The following is a 12823-nucleotide window of genomic DNA, read 5'->3' as shown; positions in this document are numbered from 1 at the left end:
GAGCCCCCACGGCCACCGCTACCGACGCGACCGGACCGGCACCACCCGGATCGACGAACCCGAGCCACCCGAACGACATTGAACCGGCTCCACACCCCGCCACAACCACGATCGGCGGGGTCACAGGCACGTCCGGGTGCGCCGATACGCTCGTCCCGTGGGCGACGCACGGACAACCCTTGGCAAGGCAGACGCGGCTCTCGACCAGCGCCTGACCGAAGAGCTGAACCGGTTCAATGCGGCCGCGACGCCCGACGTCGCAGCCGCCGAAGAGCTCACGGTCCGGATCGAGCAGGACGACGATCTGATCGCGGGCGTCTCCGGCTGGACCTGGGGTCAGGCGGCCGGCATCGGGTTGACGTGGGTGCGCGAGGACCAGCGCGGCACGGGCGTCGGCGCGAGCCTGCTGACAGCGTTCGAGCGCGAAGCGGTGGCTCGAGGCTGTACGCACGTGTTCGTCACGTCCTTCACGTTCCAGGCGCCGGAGTTCTACGAGCGCCTGGGCTACGAGGAGATCTTCCGCTGGGAGTCCGTCCCGACCCCGGGCCGCGACGACGTGCACCTGCGCAAGCAGCTCTGACGCGCTGACCTCGGCTGAACGCGCAGGTCTGCCGAAGTCGGCTCTGTCGCACTACGCTCGACCAGACACCGCCTGGGCGCAGGTGATGAGAGGGGAGCCCCATCATGCTGGACATCATCCTGACCGTCACGGCCGTTCTCGTCGTGGGTGCCGTCGCCGTCGCCTATCTCGTCCTGGTGGTCAGTGACGTCCGCACGACCATCGGCGAACCTCCGGGCACCGACGGACAGCGCAGCCTGGAGGCACACGAACAGCGTGACGCTCAGCGCCGGTTCAACAGAGGCGCGCGCGGCGGCGGCTGGTAGCGACAGCGCGAACCGGATGACTGCTCCGCGGGACCGGGTTCGGCCACATCATCGTCCGGTAGAACGGCACGGCGAGCCGCTCCTCCGCCGGGTCGATCACGCCGGTGTCAGTCGACGACGAAGGTGCCTTGGCCAGCAACGCCGGCCTCGCCGACGGTGCGCGGCTCGCCACCCGCGAGGGAGGCGGTGACGGCACCGTCGGTCGACATGACGCGGATCGGCGGCGACGCCTTCAGCTCGCGGGACTGGCCCACGGCCAGGTCCCCCTTGAAGACCTCCTCGCCCGAGGCGTCGCGGACGACGACCCGTGCGCCACCCGTGGCCGCAGCGGTGATCACGACGGACACCGGGTCGGCGACCGGAGCGTTGCCCGCTCCCTGCGGCCCACCGGAGCCATTGAGCACCGGGTTCGAGCCGCGGAGCTCGGGCGGGGTGTCCATCACCAGGCGGGCGATCGACCAGCACAGCACGAGCGCCATGACCACGGCGACCAGCACGGACCAGTTGGGACCGCCGCGGGTGCCGCGGATCGAGCCGTGGGAACCGGTGGCCAGCTCGGCCTCGAAAACCCGACGCGGGTTGATCGGGGCGTGGGCGTAGCGCTCGTCGTACGACGACAGCAGTGGCGCGACATCGACGCCGAGCACCCGGGCGAGGGTGCGCAGGTGGCCGCGGGCGTAGAAGTCGCCGCCGCAGGGCTCGAAGTCGTCGACCTCGACGGCCTCGATGACGTGCGGACGGATGCGGGTGCGGTCGGCGAGTTGGTCGACGGTCAGGCCGAGGCGGGTGCGGGCCGCGGCGAGCTCGGGTCCGATGACCGGGTCCTCGGCGGGCTCCACCTCGAAGTCGTCGAGCACGAGCGGCTCGACCGGCTCACCGGGTCGGGCAATGGCGCGGACGCGGTCGCCCCACGACTGGGTCTCCTCGACCATGCTGACGCGGCCGGGACGGTGCATCTCCCGACCCTCGGGTGCGGGCTCGACCGGCTGCGAGGTCTCGACGAAGTCGCGCCGGACCTCCGAGCGACGACCCGCTCCGGTCTCGCGCAGGGCCGCGGGCGTCGGGCTGGCAATGAGAGTGTCCTCGACCACGGGCTCGGACGTGTCGACATCGACCTCGCCCGCCTCGATGAGGTCGTCCGGCTCGATCAGCACGACCTGGCTGGCGTCGCGCGCCACCCGGCCCAGGGCGAGCGTGAGGTCCTCCCCCGCGCCGACGACGCGGGTCGACAGGCCGAGCGGCACCGCGAACGGCGCGCCGTGCAGCATCCGGGAGATCGTGGTGTGGCGCTTGCCGGCGCCGGTGAGCTCGGCCTCGATCAGCTCGAGGTTGTGGGGCACCACGACGAGGCGTCCGTCGCGGAGCGGGCCGCGGCGGGGCGTGTGCTCGACGTGGTGGACGGCCGTCCACGGCAGCCCGCGCCAGGCGCGACCGAGGCGGATCCGGATGCCCTGGGAGTCGGCGACCAGCAGCGGCGTACGCGCGTCGACGAGGCTGGCGAGCCAGTAGGCACCGAGCAGGCCCATCGCGACCACGAACACCCAGTCGAGGGCCGAGCCGCTCTGCGTGGCGCGGCCGAGGTAGGCGATGGCGACCGCCGAGGCGGTCAGCCCGACCCCTGCGGCGACGCCGGCATGACGGCGTACCTCGATGCCGTCGGGAGCGACCGACAGGACGTCGTCGCTCTCGTGCGGGCTGTCGGACCCGATCTGGCCCTCGGTCTCGTTCAGCATGGCGCCCATCAGGCTCCCCCCTCCAACGTGGCGATCACGGAATCAAGCTCATCGGGCTTCACGAGCACGTCGCGAGCCTTGGATCCTTCGCTGGGGCCGACCACTCCGCGGCTCTCCATGATGTCCATCAGGCGTCCGGCCTTCGCGAAGCCGACGCGCAGCTTGCGCTGCAGCATCGAGGTCGAGCCGAACTGGGTGGAGACCACGAGCTCGATGGCCTGGACCACGAGGTCCATGTCGTCGCCGATGTCGTCGTCGATGTCGCGCTTGGCCGCCTGCGGGGCCGTGACGTCGTCGATGTACGTCGGCTCGAGCTGGTCCTTGCAGTGCTTGACCACCGTGGCGATCTCGGCCTCGGTGACCCACGCTCCCTGGATACGGGCGGGCTTGCTGGAACCCATCGGCAGGAACAGGCCGTCACCCTGGCCGACCAGCTTCTCCGCGCCGGGCTGGTCGAGGATGACGCGGCTGTCGGTGACGCTCGAGGTGGCGAACGCCAGTCGCGACGGCACGTTGGCCTTGATCAGGCCCGTCACCACGTCGACCGACGGCCGCTGCGTCGCGAGGACCAGGTGGATGCCGGCTGCACGCGCGAGCTGGGTGATGCGGACGATCGCGTCCTCGACGTCGCGCGGGGCGACCATCATCAGGTCGGCGAGCTCGTCGACGATGACGAGCAGGTAGGGGTACGGCGTGAGCACCCGCTCGCTGCCGGGCGGGACCTCGACCTTGCCGGCCCGCACCGCCTTGTTGAAGTCGTCGAGGTGACGGAAGCCGAAGTTGGCCAGGTCGTCGTAGCGCATGTCCATCTCGCGCACGACCCATGCCAGGGCCTCGGCGGCCTTCTTGGGGTTCGTGATGATCGGCGTGATCAGGTGCGGCACGCCCTCGTAGGCGTTCAGCTCGACCCGCTTGGGGTCGATCATGATCATCCGGACCTCGTCGGGCGTCGAGCGCATCAGGATCGAGGTGATCATCGAGTTGATGAACGACGACTTTCCGGATCCCGTGGCACCGGCGACGAGCAGGTGGGGCATCTTCGCCAGGTTGGCGACGACGAAGCCGCCCTCGACGTCCTTGCCGAGCCCGGCCACCATCGGGTGGTGGTCCGAGCGGGCCATGTTGGACCGCAGGACGTCCCCGAGGGAGACGATCTCCTTGTCGATGTTGGGGATCTCGATGCCGATCGCGGACTTGCCGGGGATCGGGCTGAGGATGCGGACGTCGGCGGACGCCACGGCGTACGCGATGTTCTTCGACAGCGCCGTGACCTTCTCCACCTTCACCGCCGGCCCGAGCTCGACCTCGTAGCGGGTGACGGTCGGGCCGCGGGTGTAGCCGGTGACGGCTGCGTCGATGCTGAACTCCTCCATCACCTGCATCAGCCGCTCGACGACCGCGTCGCTCGCCTTGGACCGGGCCTTGTGCACCGAACCGGGCTTGAGCGAGGAGTTGTCGGGCAGGGAGTAGGTGATGTCGCCGGACAGGGCGAGCTGCTCCACGCGCTGCGGGAGCGGCGTGTGCGGCGGCGGCTCGACCGGGCCGGTGTCGGCCACGGCGTCCAGGGGGACGGCCGGGGCGACCTCGGTCGGTGCGTCGGCGAACAGGTCGATGCCGTAGTCCTGGCCGGGCTCCGCGTCGCCCTTCTTGCGGCGCTTCTTGAGCTCGCGGTCGGACAGCACCGGGCTGTCGTACGCCGGGTCGCCGAGGTCGGGATCGATCTCGTCGTCCAGCATCGAGCGGCGGCGCGTACGCACCGGGCGCGTGGTGTCGTCGGCCGCGGCCTCGGCGTCGGGGTCCGGCGCCGTCCGGCCGAGGGCCTTGTCGCGGAGCGCGGCCAGCTTGACCGGGATCTGGTAGACGGGCGTCGCGGTGATGATGAGGACGCCGAAGGTCGCCAGCAGGGCCAGCAGCGGCACGACGACGTACGACGTCTGCATGAGGTCGAGGAGCAGGCTCGACGTGACGTAGCCGACCGCTCCCCCGGCCTCCTGGAGGTTGGTGGCGTCACCGAGGACGGGCTGCGGGTTGCCGTTGGCGATGTGCACGATGCCGAGCAGGCCCAGCGCGAAGGCGACCCAGCCGATGACCTGGCGGCCGGCAGGCCCGTTGCGCTCGGGGTCGCGCATCGTGCGCCACCCGGCGTAGACGAGGAACAGCGGAACGAACCAGCCGACCTTGCCGACGGCGCCGGAGGTGATCGAGCGGGCGACGTCCATGACGCCACCGGGCAGCTGCCACCACACGGCCGCGGCGGCGACCGTCGCGAGCCCGAGGAGGAAGAGGCCCGCACCGTCGCGACGGTGCTCGGGGTCGAGGTCCCGCGCCGACTGCCCGATCGACCGCGCGACCGCACCGACGGCGTGGGCGATGCCCAGCCAGACGGCGGCGATCCCCCGTCCGAGGGCGCCGAAGGTCCGCGCGACCGGACCCGGGCCGTTGCGCACGGCTCGGGGAGCCGGTCGGGCCGCGGGACGTCGCTTGGACGCGCTGGAGCCGCTCCGGGCCCTCGTCGAGCTCGCACGAGGGGCGGGGGGCTTGCTGGTACTCCGTGATCGGGTGCTCGAACCCTTGGTGGTGCGCTTGGACGTGCTCGAGCTCCGCGACCCCGGCGGGGAAGACGTACGGGTCGCCATGCTGTGACCCTACGGCCAAGTCACACCAGCCACAGGGATCACACGGGTGCGTGTCTCCGACGAACCCGGCTCCCACGCCCGGAACAACACGGGACAAGAAAGACGGAAGATGCCCTGCGAGTGACCTGGATCTCCTTATTGTTGCTCGACTCATCCGTTCCTTGATGGAGGAAATCTTGTCAGAGCACCCTCGAAGCCCGTGGCGGGCGGCGGCCGTCGCCGTCACTGCCGCGGCGCTGGCCGCCTCGGCCACTCTCGGCGCCTCGCCGTCGACCGCAGCACCGCGACCCGCCGGCCTCAACGCAGGGCCGCAGACCCTCGCGCGTACGTCCGGTGACGCGACCACGCAGCGCCTCGCCGAGCGCGCAGCGTCCGGCCGCCAGGCCTACCTGGTCACCCTGACCGCCCGCGGCACCACCGCGGCGTTCACCCGCGCAGGCGGCAAGGGCACGGCCGCCAAGGCTGCCGCGCGTGAGCAGCTCGGCAGGGTGCGGGCCTCGCAGGAGCGGGTCATCGGCCAGCTCCCGTCGGACGCGAAGGTGCTCTACCGCACGCACGCCGCCCTTCCGGCCGTGGGCGTCGTGACGTCCGCGCCGCAGGCAGCGCTCGAGGAGCTCAGCGGCGTCGCCGCCGTCTACCCGGTCTCCAACAAGACCCGCGCGAACGCGTCGGCCGTCCAGCTCCAGGGCGTTCCGGCTGCCTGGTCCGCGAACAGCGAGACCGGCGAGGGCACGACGATCGCCATCATCGACACCGGCCTCGACTACACGCACGCCAACTTCGGTGGTCCGGGCACGGTCGCGGCGTACAACAAGGAGCTGAAGTTCGCGGACCACAACAAGCTCAAGTCGGACTACTTCCCGACCACGAAGGTAGCCGGCGGCTTCGACTTCGTCGGTAACGACTACAACGCCGACGACGCCGCGCTCGACACCCCGAACCCGGACCCGAACCCGCTCGACTGCGAGGGTCACGGCTCCCACGTCGGCGGCTCGGCCGCCGGGTACGGCGAGAACGCCGACGGCACCACGTACACCGGGGCGTACAACGCGTCCACGCCGTTCGACACGATGAAGATCGGTCCCGGCATGGCGCCGGAGGCCACGCTCATCGGACTCAAGGTCTTCGGCTGCGAGGGCTCGACCAACGTCGTCGCCGAGGCCATCGACCGCGCGGTCGACCCCAACGGCGACGGTGACCCGTCCGACCACGTCGACGTCGTCAACATGTCGCTGGGCTCGGACTTCGGCTCGCCCTTCGACGGCGACGCGATCATGTCCGACGCCGCCTCCGAGGCCGGCGTCGTGATGGCCATCTCCGCCGGCAACTCCGGTGACGTCCAGGACGTCAGCGGCTCCCCCGGCTCGTCGGTCCGCGCCATCACGGTCGCCAACACCGTCGACGCCCGGGCGATCATCGACGGCGTCTCGGTGACCATCAACGGTGGTGCTCCCCAGACCTTCGGCCAGACCCGCTCCGTGCTCTACGACTGGGCGACCAAGCCCGACCTGACGGGCACCGTCGTCGAGGTCGACGACACGTTCACCGCGTGCGACCCGCTGACCCCCGCCCAGGCGGCGATCGTCAGCGGCAAGGTCGCGATCGTCAAGTGGACGCAGTCGGCCCTCGAGTGCGGCTCGATCGCGCGGGGCAAGAACCTCCGTGACGCACTGGCCACGGGCTTCATCTTCCACAACAGCGACGAGTCGTTCGACGCCGGCATCAACGGCGACACCGACATCCCCGGCGTGCTCATCGTGAAGAGCGGGGGCGACGCGATCCGCGCGGCCCTGCAGGGCGGCGGCACCGTCACCGTCAACGGCACGTCCGAGGACACCGTGGTGCAGAACTTCCCGGAGAACGTCGACAAGGTGAACTCCTCGTCGTCGCGCGGCGGCCACGGAGCCGGCACCCTCAAGCCGGACGTGTCCGCAGTGGGCACCAGCGTCTACTCCACGGGCGTCGGCACCGGCACCCGCGGTGAGGACCTCAGCGGCACCTCCATGGCTGCCCCGATGGTCGCCGGCCTGGCTGCCCTCGTGAAGGGCCTGCGTCCGACCTGGACGGCTGAGATGGTCAAGGCCGACATCATGAACACCGCCGGCCAGGACCTGTTCGTGGGCGACAACCACACCGGTGCGAAGTACGCCCCGAACCGCGTGGGCGCCGGTCGCATCCAGGCCGACGCAGCACTCGTCAACCAGGTGCTCGCCTACGTCACCGACGACCCCGGCGCCGTGAGCGTCTCGTTCGGTGCCATCGAGGTGACCGGCCCCGTGTCGCTCACCAAGACCATCAAGGTCCAGAACACCGGCAGCAGCGCGGCGACCTACGCCACGTCGTACGACGCCGCCACCAGCATCCCGGGTGCGTCGTACACCGTGACGCCTGCTTCGGTGACGGTCCCCGCCGGGGAGTCCGCCGAGGTGGAGGTGACGTTCACCGTCACCGGTCGTGACGACCTGACCAAGACCGCCGACCCGACCTCGGGTCGCATGGCGGTCGCCTACAACATCCCGCGCGAGGTGCTCTCCTCGGCCAGCGGTCGGGTCGTGCTGACCCCGGACTCCGGCGTCGCGCTGCGCGTCCCGGTGTACGCCGCTCCCCGGCCCGCCTCGGAGATGTCGCAGGCCTCGGAGCTCACCATGCCGTTCGGTGACGAGCAGTCCGCCGAGCTCACGCTGACCGGCGACGACCTCGCCAACGGCACGGCCGACTCCGACCCGGCGAACGACATTCTCTCCATCGCTGCCGGCTTGGAGCTGACCGCGGTCGACGGGCAGGAGCCGATGTGCTCCCTGACCGTGACGTCGGGGTGCCTCCACCTCGCCGAGGAGCGGAACGCCGACATCGCCCACGTGGGCGTCACGTCGGACTACCCGATCTACGAGGACGTCGAGGACTCGATGGCGTACTTCGCCGTCAACGCCCACGGCCCGTGGAGCACGCCGGCGTCGAAGATCGAGTTCGACCTCTACATCGACGTCAACGGTGACAAGGCGCCCGACCTGGTGGCCGTCAACTCGCGGCTCCCGGACGAGGACGTGCTCGTGGTGGACCTGTACGACCTCGCCGACACGAGCGAGCCGATCGACACCGAGCTGCTGAACGGCCGGTCCGGAAGCCTCGACACTGCGGCCTTCGACAGCGACACCCTCATCATGCCGGTGTGGCTCGACGTCCTGGGTGACTTCGGCATCGACCCGTCGAACCCGCGCGTCAACTACGGCATCGTCAGCTACACGGCCTACAGCGCGGACTACGTCGACGCCGTCGGCATCGACCCCGCCACGGGTGTCGTGTCGCTGTCCGCGGACCTCTTCGCCCCCGGCATCAGCGTCACCGACGCCGATGGTGACGGTCCGCTGGTCCTCGACCAGGACGGCGCCGAGCTCACCGTGAGCCGCAACGCAGCCAGCTATGCGGCCGACGGTGGTCAGGGCCTGATGATGGTCCACCTGCACAACGAGGTGGGCCAGAAGGCGCAGGTCGTCACGCTGAAGGACACGCCGGCCCCGCCGACGACCCCGCCGACGGAGACGCCGACGGAGACGCCGACGACCACGCCGACGACCACGCCGACGACCACGCCGAGCCCGATCGCGACCCCCACCCCGACGCCGACCCCGGCGCCCGCGGTGGCCTCGGTGACGGCCGGCAAGGTGAAGCCGCGGAAGCCCGCCTTCCGCGAGAACTTCAAGGTGGTCGTCAAGGTGACGGCCACGGGCACGACCCCGACGGGTCGCGTCGTGGTCCGCATCGACGGCAAGAAGGTCGGGGCCAAGGCCCTGTCCGGCGGCCGGATCGTCATCAAGGTGAAGAAGGACCTGGCCGTCGGCAAGCACAAGCTCGTCGCTCGCTACCAGGGCTCGAGCACCGTGGTGCGCAGTCGGGACCGGCTGACCTTCCGGGTCGTACGCTGACCCGAGTGATCGGCTGAACCCAGCACCACCAGCAACAGCGAAGGCCCCGGCGGAGTGATCCGCCGGGGCCTTCGCCTTGGGTCAGGCGGACGCGTCGCGCGCGGAGCGGAGCGGCAGGGTGAACCGGAAGGTGCTCCCCCGGCCCAGCTCCGAGGTGACCGACAGCGTGCCGCCGTGCGACTCGGCGATCCGCTGGGCGATCGGCAGGCCCAGGCCGGTGCCGGGCACGGACAGCGCGTTGGGGTTGGTGGAGCGGTGGAAGGCGGAGAAGACGTGCGCCTGGTCGGTGGCGGAGATGCCGAGACCGGTGTCGGTCACGTCGACGCTGACCTCGTCGTCGCTCACCGTCATCGCGACCTCGACCGAGCCGTCCTCGGGGGTGTACTTCACGGCGTTGTCGACCATGTTGTCGATCACCCGCGCGAGCTCCTCGGGGTCACCGCAGACGACGACCGGCGCGATGCCGACGGAGGTGAACCGCAGCCCGACACCGGCCTGCTTGGCGCGGATGCCGAGCAGGTCGACGCTGGCCTCGCACAGCTCGGCCAGGTCGACGGCACGACGTACGGTCTCGCGACGGCCTTGGATCCGGGAGTAGTGGAGCAGGTTGGCGACGAGGTTGTTGAGCCGCTGGGCGTTGCGGATGATCGCGTCGATCGAGGTGAGGTCGGGGTGCCGGTCGGCGATGAGCTCGGCGTGGCCGAGGATCGCGGTCAGCGGCGTCTTGAGCTCGTGGGAGATCGTGGCGATCAGCTCGCTGCGGTAGCGGGCCAGCTCGCGGAGCTCCTGCACCAGGCGCTGTTCGGTCTCCAGGACGCGGGAGGCGCGGACGGTCTGCGCGAGCAGGCGGCCCACCTCGAGCACCGCGTCCGCCTCGGCCGTCGTGAGCGGCCGGGCGTTGCGGGCGAAGCCGAGCACGAGGTAGCCGACGAGCTCGTCCTGCGAGATGAGCGGGCACACGAGGGCGCGCTCGACGCGCATCCCCCGCATCAGCCTCTGCATCCGCGGGGCGCTGCGCGGCAGCCTGGCCGACTCGGGGTCGGCGACGCCGAGCTCGATCAGCATGGGCAGGTCGTCGAGCTCGCTGAGGTCGGTGCGGATCTCGGGCACGTCGTCGGCCGGGGTGAACGCCAGTGGCGTCGCGATGCCGACCTGGTTGCCCTGGGCGTCGGAGGGGAACGTACGGACGACCGTCTGGACGGTGCCGAACGCCTCCGCCACGGCGGCGACCGCCTTGGTGAGTGCCTTGGTGAGGCCGTGCTGCGTGCCGGCGCCCGCGACGGCGGTGAGCATCCGGTCGAGGCGCAGCCGGTCGGTCAACCGCTCGCGCTCGCGCGCGTTGGACAGCGCCACCCCCGCCTGCACGGCGAACATCTCGAGCAGCTCGCGGTCCTCCAGATTGGGCACGCGGGAGTCGGGCGGCAGGTCCACCGCCATGTTGCCGAGGAGCTCGCCGCCGGCGGAGTAGAGCGGTGCGTAGAGCGCGTGCTCGGGGTGCCAGGCCTCGGGGTCGTCACTCAGCGGCACCTCGGGGATCCACGCCGCTCGCAGCCGCTCCTCCGACATCCGGCCGGCCGGGACGAAGCGGAGGATGCCCCACCTGTCGGCCTCGCGGAACTCGTCGAGGATCTGCTCGGCGGGCGTACGGCGGTGCAGGATCTGGGCGACCACCTCGGGGGGGCCGGCGACGTTGGTCATCACCAGGGTGTCGCCCTCGAGTCGGGCGATCGCCGCCACGCCGTAGCCGAGGACGTCGACGACACCGTGCGCGATCTCCTCGAGGATCACCTCGGTGTCGGTGGAGGAGTTGACGCGTCGCATCAGCTCAGCCAGCCGGCTCAGCGCGCCGTGATTGCGCGGCATCTCCACCTCCCCACCACATCTGCCCACCGAGAGCGTCTGCTCCCGGTCCCCGCTGGATTCTAGGACCAGCGGCCCCGGCTCAGGCCTCGATCACCACAGGAATGATCATCGGACGGCGACGGTGCGCGCGGTTGACCCAGCGGCCCACCACGCGGCGTACGGTCTGCTGGAGCTGCAGCGAGTCGGTGGTGCCCTCCTGCACGGCCGCGGCGATCGCGTCGATGATCGGCTGCTTGATCTCGTCGAAGGTCGTCTCGTCCTCCGCGAAGCCGCGCGCGTGGATCTCCGGACCGGACACGACCTTGCCGGTCACCGAGTCGACGACCACGATCACGGAGAGGAAGCCCTCCTCGCCGAGGATCCGGCGGTCCTTCATCGAGGCCTCGCTGATGTCGCCGATCGTGGTGCCGTCGACGAACACGTAGCCGACGTCCACCTTGCCGACGATCCGGGCGACACCGTCGATCAGGTCGACCACCACGCCGTCCTCGGCCAGGACCACGTTCTCGACGCCGGTCGCGCGGGCCAGGTCGGCGTTGGCGCGCATGTGGCGGATCTCGCCGTGCACCGGCATCACGTTGCGCGGCTTGACGATGTTGTAGCAGTAGAGGAGCTCACCGGCGCTGGCGTGGCCGGAGACGTGGACGAGCGAGTTGCCCTTGTGCACGACGTTGGCGCCCAGGCGCGAGAGGCCGTTGATCACGCGGTAGACCGCGTTCTCGTTGCCCGGGATCAGCGAGCTGGCGAGGACGACGGTGTCGCCCGGCTCGAGGCTCACGAAGTGGTGGTTGCTCTGCGACATCCGGCTCAGCGCCGCCAGCGGCTCACCCTGCGAGCCGGTCGAGATCAGGACCTGCTTGTGGGGCGGGAGGTCGGCGAGCTCCTTGGCCTCGACCATGACGCCCGGCGGGACGGTCAGGTAGCCGAGGTCCTGGGCGATCGCCATGTTGCGCACCATCGACCGGCCGACGTAGCCGACCTTGCGGCCGTGCGCGACCGCGGCGTCGAGCACCTGCTGGACGCGGTGCACGTGGGAGGCGAAGCAGGCCACGATGATCCGCTGCTCGCTCTTGGCGAACACGCGGTCGAGCACCGGCGCGATGTCCTTCTCGGACGTCGTGAAGCCGGGGACCTCGGCGTTGGTGGAGTCGGTGAGGAACAGGTCGACACCCTCGTCGCCGAGGCGCGCGAACTCGTTGAGGTCGGTGATCCGGCCGTCGAGCGGGAGCTGGTCCATCTTGAAGTCGCCGGTGTGGAGCACGACGCCGGCGCCGGTGCGGATGACCACCGCGAGCGCGTCGGGGATCGAGTGGTTGACCGCGACGAACTCGAGCACGAACGGCCCGAAGGTGATCGTCTGGCCCTCGGCGACCTCGTACTGCGCGGTCTCCTTGAGCCGGTGCTCGCGCAGCTTGGAGCCGAGCAGCGCCAGGGTCAGCTTGGACCCGACGAGCGGGATGTCGCCGCGCTCGCGGAGGAGGTACGGCGTCGCGCCGATGTGGTCCTCGTGACCGTGGGTCAGCACGAGCGCCTCGACGGCGTCGAGGCGGCCGCGGATCGGGTCGAAGTCGGGGAGGATCAGGTCGACGCCGGGGTGGTGGTCCTCGGGGAACAGGACGCCGCAGTCGACGATCAGCAGGCGGCCGTCGTACTCGAAGACGGTCATGTTGCGACCGACCTCGCCCAGCCCGCCGAGCGGGATGACCCGGAGGCCTCCGGCCGGGAGAGGGGCGGGCGGGCTCAGGTCAGGGTGCGGGTGGCTCAAGGGAATCCTTCAGTTGTC

Annotated in this window: 7 protein-coding genes; 3 read left to right on the top strand and 4 right to left on the bottom strand. The window is 70.7% G+C overall.

Features of this window, described 5'->3' with window-relative positions; translation table 11 throughout:
- The first annotated feature begins 157 nt into the window (after nucleotides 1–157).
- Together EUA94_RS15975 and EUA94_RS15970 are read left to right on the top strand one after the other, a co-directional pair.
- The gene (locus EUA94_RS15975) at nucleotides 158–580 is read left to right on the top strand and encodes a GNAT family N-acetyltransferase (protein WP_129427883.1); all 423 of its coding nucleotides are present in this window, start codon (nucleotides 158–160) and stop codon (nucleotides 578–580) included.
- Between the two features lie 104 nt (nucleotides 581–684).
- Nucleotides 685–885, top strand: coding sequence for a hypothetical protein (locus tag EUA94_RS15970; protein WP_129427882.1), 201 nt, complete (start codon nucleotides 685–687; stop codon nucleotides 883–885).
- 107 nt (nucleotides 886–992) lie between these two features.
- On the opposite strand, the gene EUA94_RS15965 is transcribed toward EUA94_RS15970, so the two are convergent.
- Together EUA94_RS15965 and EUA94_RS15960 are read right to left on the bottom strand one after the other, a co-directional pair.
- Entirely contained in the window at nucleotides 993–2627 is a 1635-nt protein-coding gene (locus EUA94_RS15965) for a helix-turn-helix domain-containing protein (protein WP_129427881.1), read from the bottom strand.
- Nucleotides 2627–5254, bottom strand: a complete 2628-nt coding sequence (locus EUA94_RS15960) for an FtsK/SpoIIIE family DNA translocase (protein WP_207210578.1) — start codon at nucleotides 5252–5254, stop codon at nucleotides 2627–2629. Before EUA94_RS15960 ends, EUA94_RS15965 begins: the two co-directional genes overlap by 1 nt.
- Before the next feature lie 176 nt (nucleotides 5255–5430).
- Between EUA94_RS15960 and EUA94_RS15955 the strand changes: the two genes are divergently transcribed.
- A complete protein-coding gene (locus tag EUA94_RS15955; RefSeq protein ID WP_165356930.1) occupies nucleotides 5431–9177 on the top strand; it encodes a S8 family serine peptidase in 3747 nt (1248 codons plus the stop codon).
- 81 nt (nucleotides 9178–9258) lie between these two features.
- On the opposite strand, the gene EUA94_RS15950 is transcribed toward EUA94_RS15955, so the two are convergent.
- Complete coding sequence (locus EUA94_RS15950; RefSeq protein ID WP_129427878.1) at nucleotides 9259–11040, bottom strand: GAF domain-containing sensor histidine kinase; 1782 nt, start codon at nucleotides 11038–11040, stop codon at nucleotides 9259–9261.
- A 79-nt stretch (nucleotides 11041–11119) separates the two neighbouring features.
- On the bottom strand, nucleotides 11120–12805 hold the full coding sequence (locus EUA94_RS15945) for a ribonuclease J (protein WP_129427877.1): 1686 nt from the start codon (nucleotides 12803–12805) through the stop codon (nucleotides 11120–11122).
- Between the last annotated feature and the right edge of the window lie 18 nt (nucleotides 12806–12823).

The organism is Nocardioides zhouii, from assembly GCF_004137345.1.
Classification (GTDB): Bacteria; Actinomycetota; Actinomycetes; order Propionibacteriales; family Nocardioidaceae; genus Nocardioides; species Nocardioides zhouii.
Note: the sequence above shows the minus strand (reverse complement) of the source record. Positions and strands in the feature narration are given on the sequence as shown.